Here is a 21,787-nt window from a genome sequence, read left to right as displayed (position 1 = left end):
AGTCGCTCCGATGTCCCATATTCTCAATAGAATCCTTGATCGCAAAGTTCAGGAAATCACCGAGCGCAGCCGGGTCCGCTCGCTGGATGACCTTGCGGCCGAAGTGAAAGATCTTCCCCATACACGTGGCTTTGCCGCTGCCATCGAGGCCAAGCTTCACGCCGGTTCGTCGGCGGTCATCGCCGAAGTGAAGAAGGCCAGCCCCAGCAAGGGCCTGATTCGTGCCGATTTTGACCCTGCCGCCATCGCGCGCAGCTATGAAGCGGGTGGCGCAGCCTGCCTTTCCGTCCTGACCGACGTCGACTTCTTCCAGGGAAGCGAGGATTACCTCATAGCGGCTCGCAATGCCTGTTCGCTGCCGGTGCTCCGCAAGGATTTCATCATCGACAAATATCAGGTGTACGAGGCCCGTGCCATGGGCGCGGACTGCATCCTGCTGATCGTGGCGGCGTTTGCGCCGAAGCATCCGGATTGCGATCCCGAAGAGTACGACGCCGCTCACCTGGGTGACCTGACGATGCTGGCAGCCGAGCTGGATATGGATGTGCTCGTGGAGGTCCACACCGAAACGGAGCTGGAGCTGGCGCTTGATCTGCCCACGTCGCTGATCGGGGTAAACAATCGCGATCTGCGTACATTCGAAACGTCCCTGGGTACGTCGCTGCGTTTGAAAGACCGCATCGGGCACGACCACGTGCTGGTGGCCGAGTCGGGCATTCACACGCATGAGGATGTGCACAAGCTTCGCACGGCGGGCATCGACTGTTTCCTCGTAGGCGAAGCTTTCATGCGCGCCGCCGACCCGGGCTCAGAACTGCGGCATCTGTTCGGTAAGCGCTGAAATCTATGAATCAGGGGATTCCGGAAGCGGCCGCCGACGAGGCAGTCGCTGCCACGCAGCGCGTTGTGTTGTTCGATTTCGATGGCGTGATCGTGCGCGATCAGACGCTGGAACTGTTCATTCGCGAACGTATTGCGCGTCGTGGAAGCTGGCGCCTGCTTTTCGTGTTGCCGCTGATTCCGTTCGTCCCTTTCCTGCTGCCTTCCCCGGCTGGCAACCGTTTTCTCGCCCGGGTATTTCTGCGGGTGGCGACCTTCGGCCGAAGTGAGGCTGTGTATCGTCGCCGCGTGGCCGAATTCGGACGTCTGTATGCGCGTCGTCCGGGAGTATTCCTGCGGGATGCCGTCGCGACGCTGCGCCGTCACGTGGATGCAGGCGACAGGGTTGTGGTTGTCACCGGCAACGACGCCCCGCTGATCGAAGCCATTCTTGACGAGGTGCGACTCGGGGGATTCGAGCTTCTCGCCTCCCGCACCCGTGGTGGTCTTTTCGGGGTGCGGCTGGTGTCTCACAACGTTGGCAAGGAAAAAGTTGCCGTGCTCAAGGCGGCCGGCGTGCCATTGCCCGCCGCAATCGCCTACACCGACTCCCTGTCGGACTTGCCCCTGCTTCGGGCTGCGACTACGCCATTCATCGTCAACCCGGACGCGAAGCTGAGCAAGAAAGCGGCCAAGGCGATAGGGAGCGCCCTGCAAACCGTCCATTGGTTCTGACCGGGCCACTAGCGGCCAACGAAGTGCATCCAAAGTTGGTAGATGCTGATGGCCGTGACGAGTGTGCCCACGGCGGCCATGACGGCGCGGGGCGGTAGGCTCTTTACCAGCCATGCGGCGAGGGGAGCGGCGATCACGCCTCCGGTCAGCAGGCCGGCCACGATCTGCCAGTGCTGGATGCCCAGGTGAAAGATGAGGGTGAGGGAGATTGCCAGTGTCACGACGAATTCCGCGGCATTCACCGACCCAATGGTTGTGCGCACCGCGCCGCCACGTGCCAGAAGGGTGGAGGTCGCGATAGGCCCCCAGCCGCCCCCGCCAATGGCATCGAGCAGCCCTGCCACAAAGCCCAGCACACCTTTATGGCGTACGCGATGGTGAGACACGTTGCGGCCGACGGCCCGCAACAGCACTACGATCCCCAGAACAAGCAGGTAGGCATATACGAAGGGCTTGAGTGCCTCGCCCGGCACGCTGGCCAGAAACCACGCGCCTATGACGCCGCCCACCACGCCCGGAATGGCCAGGCGTCGGAATATCTTCCAGTCCACATTTCCGAAGAACGCGTGGCTGCCGCCCGAGACGCCGGTAGTGAAGACTTCTGCCGTATGCACCGTGGCGCTGGCCACGGCCGGAGGCAGGCCCAGCGACAGCAGAACGGCGTTGGAGACCAGTCCGTAAGCCATGCCCAGCGCGCCATCCACCAGTTGGGCCAGCAGGCCGACGCCGGCAAATATCAAAAACTGAGTCCAGTCCATCAGGGCGATTTCGAAGGTCGCAAAGCCAACGCGCACATTAATTGACGCCTGTGCCTTCTTGCGATGAAGGAATTACTTGCACAGGGCAAACATCCGCGGCTAGCTTAGGCGACCACAGGGACAGATCGGGCAAACATGTACCTCCCCACGTTGCGCGAACTGGCGCTTGGCAGTCGGCTGAAAGCGCTCAGTGACCAGATGTACCAGGCCGTGGACGAGGTCTACCGTGCTTGCGGCGCTCGCATCGAATCACGATGGTTTCCCGTTTTACGGCTGCTTCGCGACGGTGGCCCTGCCACGGTCACCGAGGTGGCATTGGCCATTGGCCAGACCCATTCGGCCGTAAGCCAGCTGGCCGACCGGCTGGTTGAGGCGGGCATGGTCGTACGCCAGCGCGATCCGCAGGACGGCCGCCGCAGTGTGCTTGCTCTGACCGACGATGCCGAGCGCGCCCTTGCTGCGCTGGGGCCGGTCTGGCTTGCCATCCGCCGCGGCATCTGCGCCTCGCTGGGAACCCAGTCGGCTGCCTTGCTCGATGCCATTGAAGGATGCGAGCAGGCTCTGAGCGAACGTCCCCTGGTCGCTTCCATCCTTTCGCATCGCCAGATGCTTGGGGAATGCGCGGTCGAGGTGGTGCCCTACGAGCCCGCTTTGCGTGACCACTTCCGCCGTCTCAATGAGCAATGGCTTGCCCGTCATTTTCAGGTCGAAGACCTGGACAGGGCCATGTTTGCCGACCCGGAAGGCACCGTGCTTGATCCCGGCGGCGCTATCTTCTTTGCCCGATTTGCGGGCGAGGTAGTGGGCACCTGTGCGCTGTTGCGCGAATCGGAGGGGGTGTTTGAGCTTTCGAAGATGGGCGTGGATGAGAGCTATCGCGGGCTCGGCGCTGGCCGCAAGTTGCTTGACGCCGCCATCGAGCACTTCCGTGCAGTGGACGGGCAGGATCTGTTCCTGGAGTCGAACAGCCGGCTGGAGCGGGCGTTGGGCATGTACGAGCGTGCGGGTTTCGAGCGTCAGCCCGAAATTCGCCCTGGCTCGCATTACGCCCGCGCCGACGTTTACATGATCTGGAAGGGCTGATCCGCCCTCGGATCAGCGAAAAGGGTGCCCGCGCAGGCGGGCGCACCCTCGTGCAGATTCAGCGGGTACCGCGTACCACGATGGTCTTGCCCGCTACGTCGATCATGCGTTCTTCCTCCAGCTGCTTGAGGACGCGACCGACCATTTCACGCGAGCAACCGACGATACGGCTGACTTCCTGACGGGAAATGCGGATCTGCGTGCCATCCGGGTGAGACATGGCATCAGGCTCGGTGCACAGGTCAAGCAGGGTGCGCGACACGCGGTTGGTCACATCCATGAAGGCCATGCGACTGACCTGACGCGACGTGCGGAGCAGGCGCTGGGTAAGTTGCGAGCCGATGGCGAACAGTAGCTTGGGGCATTCCGCCGAAAGCGGGCCTTCCAGAAGCTGGAAAAGCCGCTCGTAGCTGATTTCGGCCATTTCAACGGCCGTGCGGGTGCGAACCAGCGATTCGCGCTGGGCCTGCTCCACGAACAGCCCCATCTCCCCGATGAACTGCCCCCGGTTGATGTAGGCAAGGATCAATTCCCGGCCTTCTTCGTCCTCGGTGCATACCGCCAGCGAGCCTTCGACCACGTAATAAAGCGTGTTCGCGGGGTCGCCCGGGCGAATGATCGCCGTCTTGCCGGGGTACCGGCGGCGATGGCATGCCTCCAGAAATCGCTCCATCGATGCGGGATCGGGAGCGAAGCCTGTTGGTGCCGAGGAGCGTTCGAACGCCTGTTGCAGCAGATATTTAAGTTGAGCCACAGCTGATTCCGTCATCCGATGGGGGGTGGCGGCCCCTTGCAGTGGCCGGCCGAAGACCGGCGTCACTGACGCGCCACATCCGTCGAGGATTATTGCAGAGTTAGGGCGATGTATGACGTCTGGCACTGCTTGTTCAAATTCTGAGCATCTTGCCCCATAATTTCCCCCCTTCGGATGATGGCTTCCCTTCACAGGGTCTCATACCGGTAACACGAGTCACGGACACTTCCTGTTCGTTGCCTCAATCCTTTGCGGGGACCCATGTAGCTAACCCGCGTCTACTGCTGGCCGATTTCCGGCCTCGGAGAGTCGCTGTGGTTAAACCGCTTCCCCGTCTTCGCCTTCAGGGTTTCAACAACCTGACCAAGGCACTCAGCTTCAACATCTACGACATCTGCTACGCCGTGTCCGAGCAGCAGCGTCAGAACTACATCGAATACATTGATGAGCAGTACGACGCCGACCGCCTGACCCAGATCCTGACGGACGTGGCCGAGATCATCGGCGCCAACATCCTCAACATCGCCCGTCAGGACTACGATCCGCAGGGCGCGTCGGTCACCATCCTCATTTCCGAGGAGCCGGTGGTCGAAAAGCTGGGACGTGACACGATTTCGGGCGCCGTTGTAGCGCACATGGACAAGAGCCACATCACCGTCCATACCTACCCGGAAACCCACCCGCACAACGGTATTGCCACGTTCCGTGCCGATATCGACGTGGCCACCTGTGGCGTGATCTCGCCGCTGAAGGCCCTGAACTACCTGATCGACAGCTTCGAGTCGGACATCGTGATCGCGGACTACCGCGTGCGCGGCTTTACCCGCGACGTGAAGGGCAAGAAGCACTTCATCGACCACAAGATCAACTCGGTGCAGGACTACCTGGCCAAGCACATCCGTCAGAAGTACGAGATGTTCGACGTCAACGTCTATCAGGAAAACATCTTCCACACGAAGATGCACATCAAGGACTTCGACCTGGACACGTATCTGTTCGAGGCTCAGGCCGACGATCTGTCGTTCAAGGAGCGTCAGCGCATCGAGTCGCTGCTGCGCCGGGAGATCGAAGAACTGTTCCACGGCCGCAACCTGATGTAACAACCAAGCCCCGCGAAAGCGGGGTTTTTTGCATATGCGGCTGGTGAGTCAGCCCTCAGAAGCGGTAGGCCACGGTCTTCATGACCTTGGACGCGGCGTGCATCAGCCCCGGAATTGGCCAGGGCAGGTCGACGCCGCCACGTTCCTGGGCGTTCTGCGCATGGCGGATTTCGTCCTCCTGCATCTGCCGCAGGATGGCACGCGAGCGCTCGTCTTCAGCGGGCAGGCTTTGCAAATGCTCCGCCAGATGGGCTTCCACCTGACGTTCGGTTTCCACCACGAAGCCCAGGCTGATCGGGTCGCCAATGGCAGCGGCGGCCACGCCGATGGCGTAACTGCCCGCATACCACAGTGGATTGAGCAGGCTCGGGCGGCTGTCCAACTGCTTCAGGCGCTCGGCGCACCACGCCAGATGGTCGGTTTCCTCGGCGGCGGCATGCATGAGGTGGGCGCGGGTTTCCTCGGTGCGCGCCAGGGCGGCCTGGCCCACATAAAGCGCCTGGGCGCAGACTTCGCCCACGTGATTGATGCGCATGAGGCCCGCAGCGTGCCTGCGATCCGCTTCTTCCATGGCAACGTCCGGAACCACATCGCCCGGTGAGCGTCGCCCGGCTTCCGGGGACCCGCCGACGGCCTCCATGGCGCGTTCGATGCCGGAGAGAAGGCGATCCAGTGGGCTGAGTGTGCGGACGGTCATGGTGACTCCAGTTGATCGGCAAGCAGAGTAAGCGGGTGCAGGTCAGGCACGGCGGTTTCCGGCGTCATGCCCGCTGCCAGGTGCATGCGGCAGCCCACATTGGATGACAGAAGTCGTGAAGGCGCCAACGCGGTGACTTGTCGCAGCGTCATGTCCCGCAAGGTCTGTGCGCGCTCCGGGAAATCCAGCATGTGAGTTCCGGCCGCGCCACAGCAGGTTGGCTGGGCCGGCAGCGAAGCGGCATCGAGGCCGGGAATGCGCGATAGCAACGTGCGCAAGGCGGTATCACTGCGCGCCACGTTGGTCTGAGTGCAGGGAATGTGCAGTGCGACGCGCTCGTGGAGGGCGCGAAAAGCAAGCCGATCCGCGCGGGCGGCCAGAAGCGTGATGACATCGTCGGCCGAGCGTTCCGGAAGCGCATGGCGCAGCGTGGACAGGCAACCTGGCGTGGCGGTGACCAGTTGGCTGGCCCCTGAACCGGCAAATGCCTCTCGTACTGCTTCGGCCGAGGCTTGCGCGCTTGCAGCGGCGCCCGCGTGAGCATCCATGGCGCCGCAGCAGAAGGCCGGTAATACCGTCACCTCATAGCCTGCTGCCCTGAGCAGCGTGGCGGCGGCGCGTTGTGCTGCGGCGTCCTCCACGCTGGCCACGCAGCCTGGAAACAGGGCGACGCGATCTTGCGACGGCCCCATGGATGCCCCCTGCGGGGGCAGGGGCGCGGGCAGCGCCCCGTTTTTGGTGAAGCGTCCCAGCAGAATCGTGGCGGCGGCCCGCCAGGCGCTTGAGCGGGGAAGCTGACGGGCGACGCGGGCCATCAGCCTGCGTATCGGGGCGGGCCGGGCTGCGGCGCGTATCCACCGATAGATCGAAGGACGCCGGACCACATCTGAAAGAACACGTGCCCGCGCCGGGGAGGGGCCCAGCAGGGCCCGGGTTTCCACAAGAAGCTCGCCAAAACGCACTTTGGCGGGGCAAACCTTCTCGCAGCTCATGCAGCCGAGGCAATGGTCCAGATGGAGCCTTAGCGCGGGCGTTGCAGTTACGGTATCCTTGGCGACTGCGGCGGCCATGGCGATTCGGCCCCGTGGGGACTCGGCTTCCTGCGCGTCCAGCAAATACGTTGGGCACTGGGGAAGGCACAGTCCGCACATGACGCACTGGTCCGCGAGAGAAATTATTGTTTCGCGGTTGTCGACAGGCATAAAAGTCATGTTATCATCGTCGGCCCAAAGCTCACCGATCGGTGGGCTTGCGCGATGAGGGAAAGTTCAGCTATTCTCTCGCGCCTTTGATTCACCGATTTCGTGTTCCGCCTCGCGGCGGCAGACTAGGTATTCCGAAATGAAAACGTTCAGCGCCAAGCCGGAAAGCGTCAAGCGCGATTGGTTCGTGGTAGACGCCACGAACAAGACCCTCGGTCGTCTGTCGACCGAGATCGCGCGTCGTCTTCGCGGCAAGCATAAGCCGGAGTTCACCCCGCACGTCGATACCGGCGATTACATCGTCGTGGTCAACGCAGAGAAGGTGGCAGTCACCGGCGCCAAGCTGGACGACAAGATGTACCACCGCTTCACCGGCTACGTCGGCAACCTGAAGACCACGAGTCTCAAGGACCTGCTGGCTACGCATCCGGAGCGCGTGATCGAAATTGCCGTGAAGGGCATGCTTCCGAAGAACCCGCTGGGCCGCGCGATGTATCGCAAGCTCAAGGTGTACGGTGGCTCCGAGCATCCGCATACCGCACAGCAGCCGCAGGCGCTGGAACTCTAAGGAATCATGATGGCGACTCAGCAGAATTACGGCACCGGCCGTCGCAAGACCTCCGCCGCCCGCGTGTTCCTTCGCAAGGGCACCGGTGGCATCGTGGTCAACGGCAAGCCCCTCGACCAGTTCTTCGGCCGCGAGACCTCGCGCATGATCGTGCGCCAGCCGCTCGAACTGACCGAGAACACCGAAAAGTTTGATATCATGGTGACTGTCGCCGGTGGCGGCATCACGGGTCAGGCCGGCGCTATCCGCCTCGGCATCTCCCGCGCCCTGGTTGAGTACGACGAAGCGCTGAAGTCGCCGCTTCGCAAGGCTGGTTTCATGACCCGCGACGCTCGCGAAGTTGAGCGTAAGAAGGTCGGTCTCCACAAGGCTCGCCGCGCTACGCAGTTCTCGAAGCGCTAAGCTCTGTTCCACTAGGGCAAATGCTTCAAGGGTCGGTGCTCCAAGGTCAGAGTGCACCGGTTCTGGTTTTATTGGGAAATCGTCTAACGGTAGGACAACAGACTCTGACTCTGTTTATCTAGGTTCGAATCCTAGTTTCCCAGCCAAATCGTCAAAGCCCCTGCTTACGCAGGGGCTTTTTCGTTTCTAGGTGCAGGCGCGCTTGGTCACTCGGTTGGTCAACACCAACCATGCGTCTCCCCCATCATCTGGTCCGCCATGCCTCGGGCGTCTGGCACTTCCGACTAACCGTTCCCCGCGATCTGCATGACGCGCTCGGGCTCCGGATCATCAAGCGTAGTCTCCGCACCCGTGACCCAGCCTCGGCTCAGGTCTGGGCATACGTGCTCAGCGCGCAGTATGCTCAGGTCTTCAGGGAAGCCAGGGGACGGCCAAGCATGGGAAGCGACTTCGACGAGTATCTGAAGGGCTTGCGCCGGTATGAAATCCAGCCCCTCCCGGGAGGGCTCTACGGGGTCAAAACGAACGGCAGTCAGGAAGACAACGACGGCGCCGCCGCGGCGCTGACGATCTTGCTGGGCGCCCAGGCTAAGGGCGCGCTCCAGGGCGTCCAGTTGCCTCCGGGTCTCCTGACCGAAGCCAAGTCGAAGATGCTTAAGGCGCCGACCCTGGCCGATGCCATCTTGACGTATGAAGAGACCGAGGGCCGCACCCTCAAGCCCAACACGTTTGAGCAGCGGAGGCGGTCGTGTGCGGCGTTTGTTAAAGCCATCGGCCCCAAGGTTCCGGTCAACGAAATCACCCGTCCCATGGCATCAGCCTGGGCCACCGATTTGCTGCGCAGCGGACTGACGAAGCGTTACGTTGCGAACACCGTTTCCCACGTCGCGCAGATCTTCGAAGCACTGATCCGGGCGGGGCATATCTCCAAGGGCGAGAACCCGGTCAAGGGTGTGGTGGTTCTGAAGGCGGCCGAGAAAAAGGCGCTCCGCGCGGGTGGCCATGCCTGGGAGAGTTTTGAGCCCATCACGTTGAAGCGCATCTTTGACCCGGCCAACCTCAAGCGGACCCGCGGCGATCACGTGCGTTGGGGTGCGCTCATCGGGCTTTACAGCGGCGCGCGCGTTTCGGAAGTGGCGCAACTCTTCCTGCGGGACTTCGAGATCGTCGACGGTGTGCAGTGCATGCGTCTGACCGCCGACAGCGATGGGCAGTCGTTGAAGACGGAGAGCAGCCGGCGCCTGGTGCCCATCCATCCCGACCTGCTGCGGCTCGGATTGTGGGAGCGCGTCGAGGCGTTGCGAGCGCGTGGTGCGGAACGCCTGTTCCCTGACATGCGCATTGACAGTCGTGCGGGTGCGGGGAACAGCATCTCCAAATCTTTCAGTTACTACCTGGGCACGCTCGGCATCAAGCCACGGCGTGCAGCGGGGATCGTCGGTTTTCACAGCCTGCGCAAGACCGTCATCCAAACGCTTCAAGGATCAGATTTGCCAGCGGAGCGTCGCCGCGCACTGGTCGGCCATGAGGCTGGCGAGGACGTGCATGCCGGTGACTACATGCGGGCGTGGAGCGCCAGGGAGTTGTCGGCTTTCTTCCCGGGATTGCGGTGGGACGAGTGGATCGATTTCTATGAGTTAGGTTTGATGCTAAGAACAGAGCGATGAAGAGTTGCTAATCCGGCTTGCTCGCATGCCTACGTGCGTCTGAGTGGGCAATCAATCGGTGTTCGCCGACCAAAAAAACCAAAAGCCGCACTAGGCGGCTTTTGGCGAAAATCATTTGGACGGCGCCCGTAGACCCAGTTACCTGGTGCCCATCCTAAGCGACAACAACACCGTATATCCTATCCCGGTGACAACTTAGGTTCTCTCCGCCCGCCGGTCAGCTAATGCTGTGTGGCCCCGGTGCCGCTGCAGGTGGACCTCATCTTCGTGCCACTCAGATGGGTCAATCGTCGTTATCGGCATGCAGAGGTTACCAGACCTTCACGTTCATGGCAAGATGACGGTAGGACGCAGTTAAGGCGGGGCAATGGACTTCGAAACGTATGAGATACCGACTGGCGCCGAGTTCTGGACAGTCAATGGCTCGCCCGATTTTGGCATGATGCCCGCCGGATCGCTTCCTTTTCTTACTGAGGACGCGCCAATACGCCTCTTTCTCGGAGACAGGGAATGGGGTGCCGAACACATTAAGCACCGTCATGGCCCCTGGCTAAAAAAGTGCAAGCGAACGGTCCCTCAGATGCTCTGGGACAAGTGCGGTCAAGTAGGTAAGGTTTATCAGTCGAGAGGCGACTTTTCTGTCCACATGACGCTTTCGCCGTCGTGCTTGATGATTCTGAAGTATTTTCCTCTCCTCAACTTCTTTAGCGTCACGACGATTTACGAATACACGCGATCGGTTTACGACACCGAAATAGGACGTTATTCAGGTCGTGTTGCTTCGGCTCGCAAGCCTCAGTTCGCTCTTGTGACACCTCCACCAACCGTGGTTGAGGTTAGGAAGTCAAGAAAGGATCCAAGTGAGGATGTCATTTCTGAGCCCAGTGAGGTTAAGCCTAGAACCAAAGGTGTCCTCAGCTTGAAGCCAGAGAAAAAGCACACCGCGTAAAGTCAGCAAGAGCGCGTCTTAGTGTTCTGCGAACACGACGCTCAGAGCCGAAGCACTGCAAAGTCCGGAGCCGAGCCCCGGCAGGCCCTGGCCCCGGGGTGATGCCCGCCGCAGACCCAGCGCCCAACTCTGACATGTCAAGTGTCCTTGACATGTCGCGCGGCTCTGCTTTGATGTTGCACGTGGGGGCGAGGGGGCGTGTTGCCCGACGCCCGCCGTGTTTTGGTCAAGGATGACCGCCATCGTGCCTCGCTGCACGACCATCAAGGAGGATGGATTGTCGCAACATGCCCGCCCCCACCTTCAAACTCACACGCGCTCGTCAGGCCACTCGGCCGTGGCGGGCGCCGCGTATCGTCTGGGCCTCCGGCTCTACGACGAACGCACACAGACGTGGCACGACTATCGGAAACGCGAGTTGGGCGAAGAGATTGTCCGTGCGCTCACCGTGGCGCCGCTCGGCGCACCGGCCTGGGCGACGGACCCCACCGAACTCTGGAACCGTGCAGAGGCCGCGGAGAAGCGCAAGGATGCGCAGGTCGCTCGTGACTATCGCATTCCAATCCCCTTCGGTTTGTCGGATGCGCAGGCCGGTGACCTGGCCGAGCACCTGGCCCGGTTCATTGCGCAGCAACTGACCACGGCGGTCTCCGTTGGTCTCCATCGCGATGCCGACGTGGATGCGCTCGGCGTGGCCAAATCTCGGGACAAGGTTGGCTACCACGCGCACTTGTATTTCCCAACGCGGCAACTGATCTGCTCGGGGGCGGAGAACGATCCTGCGGGCTCAGGTTTCGGTGCAAAGTTGTCCGTGCTGTCGAACAAACGCACGTCCGCGGGCATCGTTGAACAGTTCAATGCCAAGTGGGCGGAGTTGTGGAACCAATCCACCGCTGCCCTGGGCTTGCCTGCGGACTACGACCACCGGAGTTACCTCCGCCAAGGCCTGCCTACCGTGCCGCAGCGGACGCTCGGCGCCCCGGCCACTGCGTTGGAACGTAAAGGCTTCTTTACCCGCAAGGGTGACGCCGTGCGCGAGATTGTCCTTATGAGCAAGGTCTACGAACTCGCTCACGTCACCGCAGTCGCGGCGCAAACAAACCAGGCTGTTGCCGATGTCTCCCGCGAAGCCTCGGTGCCCATAGCGACACCCGAGCCGTCCGAGGCGCCGGCGTTGCTCGATCGCCTTCCACTGACCCGCCGTCGGCATGCGCGGTCGCCCAGGTGGGAGGGCTTCAACATCGAACCCGAGATTGCTGGCGCATCCACGGTTGATGCGGCGCCGTTGGCGGACACCGCGCTGCTTGCGCGCTTTCGCGCGACTGCACCGGTCCCCGTGACGCCTGCGCAACACGATGTTTTCGCGAGGCTCGTTGAACTTCTTCGTGTGATTGAGCGCGCGCTTCGTGCCTTACGATCCTTTGCCAAGGCGTTGGTTCAGCACGACGAAGATCAGCGGCGACGCACGGTGGCAAGATTGGATACGGACACCGCGCTTGATGACAGTCGCGCGCAACGCGCGGAGGCAGACGTGCGCCTGAAAAAGTGGGAGGCCACGCATCGTTGGCAGATGATGCGAGCCAAAGCGATCCATGGAAAGAGCGGAAGGCCGCGGATGTGGCGGGAACTGTCCCACGAAATCCAGTTCGACCACCGACACGTTCAGGACTTAAAGACCACGGCGCGGACCCATCTGGCCGAGCTGGCGGATTTGGTGGGTCGGGGTGACACACTCAAAGCGCGGCAGTCACGTGTTACGAACCTGCTGCGATCGACCGTGGGCCAGTTCGCTCAGGTGAGCCCCGAGCATGTGCCGCCATTGCTGGCCGTGCTTCCCAAGGATGATCGCCACCAGGTGGAAGTGTTGCTGCCGAAAGCGAGGTTGGAGCCGGATCGCGGCAAGGCCATGGATGGTCCAGCGCCAAAGCCACCACGGTATGAATGGCGCTCGGCGGGTCGTCCGGTTCCATGATGGTGGCTTCCCCAGGCTCAACCCGTCATTGGCGTATCGCCGGCAGGCAACGCCGGCGGTCGCCCTTTCCGTCGCACATAGGGTTTGCCGTCATCCGTCATGCGCGCCACGTGGATGTCTTCCGTTACAGCGTGCGTGAGGTAGGCCTGGAACCGAGCCGATACATACGGTTCCAAGGGCAACGGCGGAAACTCCAGCGTCTCCAAAGCCCGCTGACATTCCAAGAGGCTTCCCCGGGCCACATACGTTCGCTCGTCGATCCCCTGACCGTCGCTATGCCCATTGAGCGTGCGGATTACACTAACCGGAATGCGCTGGCGTTCCGCCATCGTCGTCAGCGTGTGGCGGAAGCAATGCAGGGGTTTTCGTCGGTGTGTGGATGGCGCAGTTCCTGCGAAGGTGCCAGCGGTTGAACCAATGCGACACCCCGACACCGGGTCCACCTTCCGCCCAGTGCAGTCCCGGAAACAGGTGGACGGCTCCCGTCGACTTGACGTCAGCCACATAGCGTTCGAAGCCCAGGCCCAGCAGTTTCGAATGGATCGGGATGCGACGCAGCGAATAGGGGGTTTTGATGCTCTGACCATCGCGATAGGGTGTGATGTGGAAATATAGGATCTTCCGTTTGGCGCCGGTCTCGTCCATCACGGTTTCGGTCTCGACATCGTCGAGGTAAAGTTGGGAGATCTCGTTGACCCGCATGCCCGAGAACAACGCAATCAACGGCATCCAATACTTGTGCGGCTCCGTGAAGCGGCGAAAGTGTTGTGGCGCGAATAGCACCTCCAGGTCCTACACAGAGAAGATGTCTTTTTTCTTCCGCACGTTGTCGTGATACCGCGACATTTGGATGAACCGGAAAGGGTTTATCGGAATGACTTTTAAGTCATTCACCAACCAGTTGAAGAACGCACTGACGCTCATGATGTGCTTGTGCTTGTGCTTGTGCTTGTGCTGGGTGCTGCGTTGGATCGCCTGGCGCTTTTCGCGTTTCGCCTTGGCGGCGATGTTGACGGCGGACATGTGACGAAACTCAGGCAGGTTCATCAACCGCACCGGCCAGACCGCCAGCACGTCGGCGAAGGTTTCGGCGTCCTCGGGAGTGATGGCGTCCACCGGCTTATCGCCGATGACCTCGCGCAGCAGGTCGAGGACATAGCGGCGCTCGCGATCGGCTGGCGTGGCTTTCTTCGGTCCGCGCTTCAGGTTGCGCAGATGACGTGAGGTCAACTCGCTCAGCAAGTTTTCCGATCCCGTGGCTGGCATCGGAGGGGCGGCAACCGGTGTCACAGTATTGGGCGTCGCAGGGATGGGCGCCGCCTCCTGGGGCAACGGGTTGGCATCCGGTGGCAACGACGATGAAGGCTGGTCACGCCCACGTTGAACCACAATCGGATCCGAGGCCCCCGCTGGTGGAGCGCCGAACAGGCGAGCGAGCACGTCACCGCTGTCCTCGGCACCGCCTGCCCGTGGGGTGCGCATGTGATTGAAGAAACCGCGCTCGATGATCTCCATCACCATCGCATGGCCTTCCGCACAGGTCGGCGACAGCCGCACCTCGTCGCCGTGGGCAATGATGTCGTAGAGGTGAGGCTCCCAAACGGGAACGGAGGGGACAGGAGTGGCGCTCAACATGACAACCTAACCGAGCAAGAGAAGCGCGCCTTGTAGCGGAGAATAAATCGCCGTCAAGCCTATTTTGGGCGGGGTTGATCACACGTTCGCGAATCACGTCCGCACTGCGGCGAAACGCTACATCCGTTCACGGGAACCGCGTCACAGCGCCGATTCCGAGGCATGCAGTCGATGACGGCTTCTCCTCTGGCCTGTTGACACGACCTCGATTTGTGAGAGGTTCAACCCCTCTGCCTAGAGGTTTCATGTTCCCTTGCCGTCGCTTTCGAAATGCATCGTTTTTGACGCTTCGAGCAGGCCAGGGGAAATGTCAGGGTCTAACGCCCGCCGGAGCAAGCAACGCTTGATCATGGCGGAAGCGAATAAGGCGATTGAGCCCTTGGTCATCCGAGACATATTTTCGTCTGAACCTATCGTTCCTCCCGCCACCGCATCGGTGTTCTTCGTCGGGATTTTCAGCCCGATCGTCAAGCAAGCCGAGCGACCGCTGTCCATCGAAATCGCCGTCCCAGATAAAGATATGAAGGGCTGGCTGTTTCATGAGCCGATCGATCTCTTCGTGCGTCGCTACGTCAAGCAAGCAGCGCAGGAAGATAAGGCGTTGCCGACGCTCAAGGTGAAGAAGGGAGTTGGACCTACACCTCCGGGGTCTTGATCATGTCCAAAAGAATAAGTGGTTTCCAATCGGACCGCCTGCTTGAAGTGCTGGCGGTCCGTCGTCTTTCTCAGGTCCAGTTGGCGGCCATGATTGGTGTTTCACCCTCAACCATCAGCAAGTGGCGGTCAGGTGCGCAGACGCCCGAACCGGAAACGCTGGAGCGTTTGGCGTCGGTGGTGAACGTGAAGGGGGAGTGGTTCACGCGTCCGGTGCTGGAGGCGACAACTGCTCCCCTATTCCGCAGTAACGCATCGGCCCACCAGTCCGCGCGCGAAATGCTCCAGGCTCGCATGTCGTGGGCCCAGGAAATCTCGGCTGCGCTCCAGGAGTATGTGGATTTTCCAGCGCTCTCGTTTCCGACCCGCTCGTTTACAGAGCCGGATCAAATCCTCGCGGAAGACATTGAGGCGGTAGCCCAGGAATGCCGTGACGTATGGGGGTTGGGATCGGGCCCAGTTCAGGACGTGGTTCTGGCATTGGAAAATGCAGGTGCTATTGTCGTTCGCGAAGAAACCGGTGTGGCTCAGATCGAAGGGCTGTCGGCCTGGAGCAAGGTTCTTGGCCGCCCCTTCATTCTCCTTGCGGCGGACAAAGCCAATGGCTTTCGTAGTCGCTTCGATGCCGCTCATGAGTTGGGGCACCTGGTCCTTCATCGGCTTATTCCGAAGGCGAGTGATCGACTGCGTCACAACGAAATGGAGAAGCAGGCTCATCGCTTTGCGGGCGCGTTTCTTTTGCCTGCTGAGAGTTTCTCCGCCGAGGTGCGATTGCCCGTTACATTGGATAACTTGTTGCTGTTGAAGCAGCGCTGGGGCATTTCCGTTGGCGCCATCGTCATGCGCCTTGAGGCCCTGGGGATGATCACCGAGGGCGACAAAGTCTCCTTGTTCAAACGGCGATCGGCACGCTGGGGCGTCAAGTCGGAGCCCGGCGATGCAGGTTGGGCCCCTGAGCAGCCGAGGCTCCTGCGCAGGACCATTGAGCTGCTTCTCACGGAAGGGGTGATGACCGTGAATGGCGTTGCTCGGCATTTCGGTTTGTCGGAGCGCGACGTGGAGGCACTGACCGGTCTTCCAGAAAACTATCTTCAAGGAGGCGGCGAGGTGCTCCAGTTGCCAGTTCGCCGCGTGGCATCCTCGGCAGCGAGCGATCAGCCGTTCAATACGAGCACGGTGCTCGCCTTCGATCAGTTTCGGCGTCGAAAGTGATTAACCCGCGAGGCCCCGGTCCGGTGTAACGGCCGGGAGGGCTGGCATGACCGACACCCTTGGACGAGGATGGTTGATCCGGGTGTGGCATGGGTTCCGGGCTGGGTAAGCGGAGCAGCATGCACACCTCGTCCCTGGCTCTTTTTGACGCCCCCGATTGCCGATTTTCGGAGCAACTTCGACGGCCGTCGGGGCCATAAGGCCTCCTTACGAACCTCAGGATCACTGCGAGCACAGGCGAGGACGGAAAGTACCGGATCACTTTGAGCACACAGATGGTAGAAATATTGTAGGTATTACCGTGGCTTGCGATTGGATCATGTGCGGTATCGTGCGTCCTTGACTAGCCGTGACGTGCATATTTGTTGTGTTTTTAGAACATCAGGAATAGATTTCGTCTATCCTTGTCCCGGGCATTTCTTCGCGTTTCGATTCCTTGAAATCGCGCTGCTGGGGGCGGATCATCTGTCTATCGCATCGGCACGAGATTTCCATGGCCAACAGCAAACAGTCCTCTGCACGTCGCCTGAAAATGGCCGAGCGAGCGGAGGAGCAGAGGAAGATCCACTTTCCGACGTATCCGGCGGAGTGGCTGTGGCACCGGAAGCAAAACGACGGGTTTTCGACTGTCCCACGCACCTTGCCGATCGCCATGCAGGCGATTGACGACCAGTCAAAGGGGCAGCCAGCCGGCCACGTTTTGTTCTGCTTGTGGGCACGGGCCCCGGATCACCCCGTGGTCTCCATTGAAAATCCCTCTACGTTCGCGGCCGAGGCCGGATTTTCAGGTGCGCGAGCCGTAGACACGTGGCGCCGGCGGATGAAGCGACTGCAAGAACTCAACTTCTTGGCGACGAAACCCGGGGCGTCTGGCGAATATCACTATGTGCTTCTGCTCAACCCCAACGTGGCCGTCGAGTGGATGCGCAGCCACAAACTGGTTCAGGACGGCATCTACTCGCGGTTTACGGATCGCGTTGCCGATGTCGGCGCCTTTGGTGATCTGGAAGGCATTCGTAAATATTGGCTTGCGCAGCAGCAGGCCGCGGCTGCTCCTGTCGTAACACCGCCGCCAGTGCCAGAGGCGCCGGGGTCGGCAACCGAGTCGAGCACGTAACGGGTTTTACCCGGAGAAAATGGTATGCACAAGACATTAGCAATCGGCATCCGGCGCGAGCCCACCCGTCGGGTGCCGTAAAAAAGAAGACCCCCGATCAGTCTGGCCTTGGAAACGAGCCTGATCGGAGGTCGTGGTGAGCACCCACCGGGTGCGCTGATCACAGGCTTGCCTATGACCAGTGCTCCATTTTATAGCGCCGTCGCCTCAACACCGCAAATAGAGGGGCGGCTTCTATGTCGGATATCCGACAGGAGCAAAAACGTTATGACGAAGCAGCCGCCCAACTCGGGCAAGCCTTGGACTTCCAAGGATCACAGTCAGCTCAAGGACCTCGCCCGTGGCAATACGCCCACGCGGGTCATCGGGTTGAAGATGGGGCGCACGCCGGCCGCGGTCAGCAACCAGGCGAGTAAGGACGGGGTTTCTTTGAAGCCTACGAACCAGTCGCCTTACAACCGTAAGCCTAAGTAAGTCGAAAAACAGCGGCGGGGGCCTCCGGGCCCTCGTTTGCTGAGACACGGCCACCCTGGCAGGACCCGTCCAGGTGTCGTGATAATGTGCAATCCCTTGGTCAACTCACGAGGTCAACGACCCCGAGAGGCCAAGCGTCATCATGCTTAGACGCGGCACGGGTTGGCTGGAAATCTGAAAAGATCCTAGTCTCCCAGCCAAATCGTCTAAGCCCCTGCTTACGCAGGGGCTTTTTCGTTTATGGGGTTTGGTATTTGCCTGAGTTAAGCACGGCATGAGATACCACGCCTTCAGAGTGTCGGAAGCATCGAGTTGAAGGCAAAGTGCCAACGAGATCGCTCGTCCGTGACGTAACGGTTTCCGACCATCCTCCGCCAAGAACGCCATCGTGATTTCCTCAGTAACACCTTTATCGCCTTCCCGAACGTCGGCACCTCTGGCAGCGGTTGTGGTTGCCATGCTGTCGATCACCCTGGGCGCGTCGCTGGCCAAATCCCTGTTTCCCTTGATCGGTGCGGCTGGCGCAACGGCGCTTCGCCTGGGCCTGGCGGCTTTGATCCTTTGCATCGTGCAGCGAGTGTGGCGGGTGCGGCTGAATCGCCGGATGCTCTGGGCCGTGTTGCCTTATGGCATTTCGCTGGGCGTGATGAATCTTTTGTTCTACATGGCCATTCAGCGCATTCCGCTGGGAATTGCCATTGCTCTTGAATTCACCGGGCCGCTCACGGTGGCGATTCTGTCGTCGCGCCGTCTTGCAGACCTTGGCTGGGCGGCACTCGCTGTGGTGGGTTTGCTGCTGTTGCTGTCGTTGAACATGTCTGCCGGCAGCATGGATCTGGTCGGCATGGGTTTCGCGCTGGCTGCCGGCGTGTTCTGGGGACTCTACATTCTTACCGGGAAGCGGGCGGGCGACGCACTGGGTGCACAGACGCCTGCCCTGGGCATCGTCATAGCTGCTGCGATTGCGATGCCGTTTGGTCTCATGGAGGCGGGAACGGCGCTACTCGATACGCGCGTCCTCGGTCTCGGTCTGGCCGTCGCCCTTCTGTCCAGCGCCATCCCCTATTCGCTGGAGATGTTCGCGCTGCGCCGCCTTCCGGTGAAGACCTTCGGCATTCTCACCAGCGGCGAGCCGGCGGTGGGTGCCGTCATTGGGATGATCTTTCTGGGCGAAACACTTTCTCCGATGAAGTGGCTGGGCATCGCGGCGATCATCGCGGCGTCGGCAGGCACCACGCTTTCGGCAAGCAGGAAAGATCGCGTTCCCCAGTAAGGTGCCTGCGGCTGGGAACCCGGTAAAATCAGGACACCCCTCCGGTGGCGCTTTTGTGTGTCTCCCGCGTGGCGCGTGAGCCCGGTCTCAGGGCGCGATACTGGCTTGGGGCACCCTTCGTCAGCTTTCGCGAAACCCGGCGCAAACCGTCATACTCGAACGTTCTGCCACCCTTCCAAGGCCCTGCCTCAGCGATGTCCAAGTCCGTTCCAGTCCAGCCCGTCTGGTCTTTATTTTCAGGCGCTTATGGCCTGGACCTTGGCCTGGAAAGGGGCGGGATAAAGGCTACGCTGGCCGTCGACGTGGATCAGGCCTGCTGTGAAACGCTCAGGCTGAATCGGCCGGACCTCGATGTCTGGCAGGCGGATGTCGCCACGCTGTCCGGTGCGCAGCTTCGCGAGCGAACCCAGGAGCATGGCGAGATTTTCGCCATCGTCGGCGGCCCGCCGTGCCAGAGCTTTTCCACGGGCGGAAAGCGTTCCGGGCTAAGTGATCCGCGCGGCAACCTGATTTACGAATACCTGCGTATCGTCAACGAGGTGCGGCCGCGCTTTTTTGTCCTGGAGAACGTGGCCAGCATCCTGACCGCCGCGCTGAAACATCGCCCCATCGCCGAGCGCCCGGGCAAGCACTGGAGCCTGAAGCGCTACGCCAGTGGCACTTTGAACGAGTCCAGCGACGAGGCTCTGGCACTGGACCCGGACGAGCTTTCCGGTTCGGCGATCAGGCAGATCTTCAACGACGTAAAGGCCATCGGATACACCCCCACGTTTTCCGTGGTCAATGCGGCCGACTTCGGGGCGCCTCAGGCACGCATGCGCTTCGTGATGATCTGCTCGCGTGACAATGTTGCCATTCCGTCGCTGACGCCCACGCATGGCGAGCCGGGCAGCGACCTGTTGCCGTATGCCACGGTCAGGCAGGCCATCGAGGATTTGCAGGGCGACCCGGGCCAGCATTCGTCGTACACGCCGGAAGTCAGGCGGTTTTTCGAGAAGATTCCCGAAGGCAAGAACTGGCGGGCACTTCCTGTTCCGTTGCAGAAGGAAGCGCTGGGTGGTTCGTTCGAGTCCGGTGGCGGAAAGACGGGGTTCTATCGTCGTCTTCCGTGGGATGCTCCAGCGCCGACCATCGTCGGACGGCCAAACCGCAAAGGCAGCGCGCTGTGCCATCCCGTGGCAACACGCCCTCTGTCCGTGCACGAGTGCGCGCGCTTGCAGGGTTTCCCGGATACGTGGAAGTTCTGGGGATCGATGAGTCAGCAGTATTTGCAGATTGGCAACGCTGTGCCACTGGCGCTGGGCGAAGTTGTAGGCAAAGCACTGCTGGAGGCCAGCAAGCGTCCGCCAGGAAAGCGGCGCGCGAATGTACGCATTGACACCATGCTCGCCGAATCGCTGGCGCATCTGCGTTCCAAAGCCAGGAACAAGGTCGCCCGAGGGGCAGTGGCTGCAAAGAAAACCGCAGGGAAAGGGAAGTTGACCAGTGCTTGAATTTCTACCGCACGATCATCCGCTCAACAGCGTGCATAACCCGCTTTTGAAGAAGATGATCGACGCCCAGAAATCGCTGCTTGAGCGAAGCTACAGCTGCGCGGCGGAGGTTTTTGCCGAAGCGGCGGATGGCATTCGGCTCATGTTTCGCGTTCCCGCTGAACTGGCGCACAGGCCGGTGGCCGATCTTGCGGCGTTGGGCGGCAACGAACTGCGGTTCACTTGCCACGCCGCCCTGCTCGCGCAGAATTTCCCGCTTCAGGCCATTGAGCACCACGCCGTGGCGCTTGCCCAGCGCGTGCAGCTTCTTGTGGCGTTCAAAGACCCGGATGCGGCAATTAAATTCGCTCATGACAAGGTCATGGACGTCGCGAAAAGTTTCCCGCGCACAGCCGCCGACATAGAGTGCGGCAAGAATCCGGGTGACGTTCTCGACCCGTACATCCTGGCAGCCACGCAATTCCTGCTGTACGGCGGCAAATTCGAGAGCGCGATCAACGCTACGGTTGCCCATAAAGCCCTGATGATGATCGAAGGGTTGATGGGCCATCTGCACGAAGACCTCATCGGTCAGATGCGCGGCAACGTGCGCGTGCCCGAACCGCGTGGCAAGGACCAGGAAGGCTTCGACACGCAGTCCAATCCGTTCCCCGGCGCCGATGTGATCCAGCCGCCGCTTTGGGCTGGCCACAAGCCGAGCTTCCACCAGCTGAAGAGCAAGACGGGTTCCGCGAAGGGCGGTGACGGCAAGCGGCTTGGCGACCAGCTCTCGCATCTGGCCGCGTACTACGATGGCGATACGTACTATCACGCGCTGATCGGCAACACGCTGCGCGGCCACCGTTCCATGGCGGGTGTGCTTCGCGCGTCGCCGAAAACCGTGGTACTGGTCGGGCAGGCTGCGTTCAATGTGCTCACGCGTACGCAGTTTGGCCCTGAGCTTCTTCTGCGCGTTTACCAGTCCGCCTTTTCCAGCGCGGCCAGCGCAGCCCACTACAACATCGACAGACAGTCGGAGCAAATTGTCGAAGCCTTCAGTGCGAACGCGAGCGTGCGTGGCATCACCCGGCTTGAAGGCATTCTGAGCGACACGATGCGCGGTGATCCCACCGCGCAGGACAGCCGCCTGTATGTGCCTGCCGGACGACGAAGCATCAAGGACCCGCCGGTTGAAGGCGGCAACGGAACGCTTCATCTCCTGTAATGTGGGAGCAAACTGGCTC

The 21,787-nt window shown here is 61.2% G+C and carries 22 protein-coding genes, 1 tRNA gene and 1 pseudogene; 17 read left to right on the top strand and 7 right to left on the bottom strand.

Features of this window, described 5'->3' with window-relative positions; all coding sequences use genetic code 11:
- Positions 1-10: 10 nt before the first annotated feature.
- Positions 11-841 carry an indole-3-glycerol phosphate synthase TrpC gene (trpC, locus tag FHW69_RS12235; RefSeq protein ID WP_183423354.1) on the top strand — a complete coding sequence of 277 codons (831 nt, stop codon included), beginning with the start codon at positions 11-13 and terminating at the stop codon, positions 839-841.
- A gap of 5 nt (positions 842-846) precedes the next feature.
- Complete coding sequence (locus FHW69_RS12230; RefSeq protein ID WP_183423353.1) at positions 847-1,554, top strand: haloacid dehalogenase-like hydrolase; 708 nt, start codon at positions 847-849, stop codon at positions 1,552-1,554.
- Between the two features lie 8 nt (positions 1,555-1,562).
- Here FHW69_RS12230 and FHW69_RS12225 read toward each other — a convergent pair whose 3' ends face one another.
- Complete coding sequence (locus FHW69_RS12225; RefSeq protein ID WP_183423512.1) at positions 1,563-2,312, bottom strand: sulfite exporter TauE/SafE family protein; 750 nt, start codon at positions 2,310-2,312, stop codon at positions 1,563-1,565.
- 135 nt (positions 2,313-2,447) lie between these two features.
- Here FHW69_RS12225 and FHW69_RS12220 point away from each other — a divergent pair, with 135 nt between their 5' ends.
- Positions 2,448-3,395: a bifunctional helix-turn-helix transcriptional regulator/GNAT family N-acetyltransferase gene (locus tag FHW69_RS12220; RefSeq protein ID WP_183423352.1), complete on the top strand. Its 948-nt coding sequence runs from the start codon at positions 2,448-2,450 to the stop codon at positions 3,393-3,395.
- A gap of 58 nt (positions 3,396-3,453) precedes the next feature.
- On the opposite strand, the gene crp is transcribed toward FHW69_RS12220, so the two are convergent.
- Entirely contained in the window at positions 3,454-4,164 is a 711-nt protein-coding gene (gene crp, locus FHW69_RS12215) for a cAMP-activated global transcriptional regulator CRP (RefSeq protein ID WP_183423351.1), read from the bottom strand.
- 299 nt (positions 4,165-4,463) lie between these two features.
- Here crp and speD point away from each other — a divergent pair, with 299 nt between their 5' ends.
- Positions 4,464-5,249: an adenosylmethionine decarboxylase gene (gene speD / locus FHW69_RS12210; RefSeq protein ID WP_036109987.1), complete on the top strand. Its 786-nt coding sequence runs from the start codon at positions 4,464-4,466 to the stop codon at positions 5,247-5,249.
- A gap of 55 nt (positions 5,250-5,304) precedes the next feature.
- On the opposite strand, the gene coq7 is transcribed toward speD, so the two are convergent.
- From coq7 to FHW69_RS19055, 3 genes and pseudogenes are all read right to left on the bottom strand, one after another.
- Positions 5,305-5,946 carry a 2-polyprenyl-3-methyl-6-methoxy-1,4-benzoquinone monooxygenase gene (coq7, locus tag FHW69_RS12205; RefSeq protein WP_183423350.1) on the bottom strand — a complete coding sequence of 214 codons (642 nt, stop codon included), beginning with the start codon at positions 5,944-5,946 and terminating at the stop codon, positions 5,305-5,307.
- Entirely contained in the window at positions 5,943-6,761 is an 819-nt protein-coding gene (locus FHW69_RS12200) for a (Fe-S)-binding protein (RefSeq protein ID WP_255494789.1), read from the bottom strand. The genes coq7 and FHW69_RS12200 overlap by 4 nt, the downstream gene beginning before the upstream one ends.
- A 156-nt stretch (positions 6,762-6,917) precedes the next feature.
- Positions 6,918-7,148 (bottom strand): annotated as a pseudogene (locus FHW69_RS19055) (4Fe-4S dicluster domain-containing protein); the annotation flags it as partial.
- Positions 7,149-7,287: 139 nt separating this feature from the next.
- On the opposite strand from FHW69_RS19055, the gene rplM reads away from it, so the two are divergent.
- From rplM to FHW69_RS12170, 6 genes are all read left to right on the top strand, one after another.
- Positions 7,288-7,716, top strand: a complete 429-nt coding sequence (gene rplM / locus FHW69_RS12195; protein ID WP_183423348.1) for a 50S ribosomal protein L13 — start codon at positions 7,288-7,290, stop codon at positions 7,714-7,716.
- 9 nt (positions 7,717-7,725) lie between these two features.
- Complete coding sequence (gene rpsI, locus FHW69_RS12190; RefSeq protein ID WP_183423347.1) at positions 7,726-8,118, top strand: 30S ribosomal protein S9; 393 nt, start codon at positions 7,726-7,728, stop codon at positions 8,116-8,118.
- Positions 8,119-8,190: 72 nt separating this feature from the next.
- Positions 8,191-8,264, top strand: a tRNA-Gln gene (locus tag FHW69_RS12185).
- Positions 8,265-8,555: 291 nt separating this feature from the next.
- Positions 8,556-9,785, top strand: coding sequence for a site-specific integrase (locus FHW69_RS12180; RefSeq protein ID WP_183423346.1), 1,230 nt, complete (start codon positions 8,556-8,558; stop codon positions 9,783-9,785).
- A 367-nt stretch (positions 9,786-10,152) separates the two neighbouring features.
- Positions 10,153-10,734 (top strand): hypothetical protein, encoded by a 582-nt coding sequence (locus FHW69_RS12175; RefSeq protein ID WP_183423345.1) that lies wholly within the window; start codon positions 10,153-10,155, stop codon positions 10,732-10,734.
- A gap of 232 nt (positions 10,735-10,966) precedes the next feature.
- Positions 10,967-12,706: a MobA/MobL family protein gene (locus FHW69_RS12170; RefSeq protein WP_183423344.1), complete on the top strand. Its 1,740-nt coding sequence runs from the start codon at positions 10,967-10,969 to the stop codon at positions 12,704-12,706.
- A gap of 300 nt (positions 12,707-13,006) precedes the next feature.
- Here FHW69_RS12170 and FHW69_RS12165 read toward each other — a convergent pair whose 3' ends face one another.
- Positions 13,007-13,435 carry a hypothetical protein gene (locus FHW69_RS12165; RefSeq protein ID WP_183423343.1) on the bottom strand — a complete coding sequence of 143 codons (429 nt, stop codon included), beginning with the start codon at positions 13,433-13,435 and terminating at the stop codon, positions 13,007-13,009.
- 63 nt (positions 13,436-13,498) lie between these two features.
- On the bottom strand, positions 13,499-14,341 hold the full coding sequence (locus FHW69_RS12160) for a hypothetical protein (RefSeq protein ID WP_183423342.1): 843 nt from the start codon (positions 14,339-14,341) through the stop codon (positions 13,499-13,501).
- 349 nt (positions 14,342-14,690) lie between these two features.
- On the opposite strand from FHW69_RS12160, the gene FHW69_RS12155 reads away from it, so the two are divergent.
- From FHW69_RS12155 to FHW69_RS12125, 7 genes are all read left to right on the top strand, one after another.
- Positions 14,691-14,996 carry a hypothetical protein gene (locus tag FHW69_RS12155; protein ID WP_183423341.1) on the top strand — a complete coding sequence of 102 codons (306 nt, stop codon included), beginning with the start codon at positions 14,691-14,693 and terminating at the stop codon, positions 14,994-14,996.
- A gap of 2 nt (positions 14,997-14,998) precedes the next feature.
- Positions 14,999-16,207, top strand: coding sequence for an XRE family transcriptional regulator (locus FHW69_RS12150; RefSeq protein ID WP_183423340.1), 1,209 nt, complete (start codon positions 14,999-15,001; stop codon positions 16,205-16,207).
- A 493-nt stretch (positions 16,208-16,700) separates the two neighbouring features.
- A complete protein-coding gene (locus tag FHW69_RS12145; RefSeq protein ID WP_221195521.1) occupies positions 16,701-17,324 on the top strand; it encodes a hypothetical protein in 624 nt (207 codons plus the stop codon).
- Positions 17,325-17,591: 267 nt separating this feature from the next.
- Positions 17,592-17,798, top strand: coding sequence for a hypothetical protein (locus FHW69_RS12140; protein WP_183423339.1), 207 nt, complete (start codon positions 17,592-17,594; stop codon positions 17,796-17,798).
- Between the two features lie 457 nt (positions 17,799-18,255).
- The gene (locus FHW69_RS12135) at positions 18,256-19,071 is read left to right on the top strand and encodes an EamA family transporter (RefSeq protein ID WP_183423338.1); all 816 of its coding nucleotides are present in this window, start codon (positions 18,256-18,258) and stop codon (positions 19,069-19,071) included.
- A 194-nt stretch (positions 19,072-19,265) separates the two neighbouring features.
- Positions 19,266-20,564: a DNA cytosine methyltransferase gene (locus tag FHW69_RS12130; RefSeq protein WP_183423337.1), complete on the top strand. Its 1,299-nt coding sequence runs from the start codon at positions 19,266-19,268 to the stop codon at positions 20,562-20,564.
- Positions 20,557-21,768 carry a hypothetical protein gene (locus FHW69_RS12125; protein WP_183423336.1) on the top strand — a complete coding sequence of 404 codons (1,212 nt, stop codon included), beginning with the start codon at positions 20,557-20,559 and terminating at the stop codon, positions 21,766-21,768. Before FHW69_RS12130 ends, FHW69_RS12125 begins: the two co-directional genes overlap by 8 nt.
- Positions 21,769-21,787 lie beyond the last annotated feature (19 nt).

It is taken from the genome of Luteibacter sp. Sphag1AF, assembly GCF_014192715.1.
Lineage (GTDB): Bacteria > Pseudomonadota > Gammaproteobacteria > Xanthomonadales > Rhodanobacteraceae > Luteibacter.
Note: the sequence above shows the minus strand (reverse complement) of the source record. Positions and strands in the feature narration are given on the sequence as shown.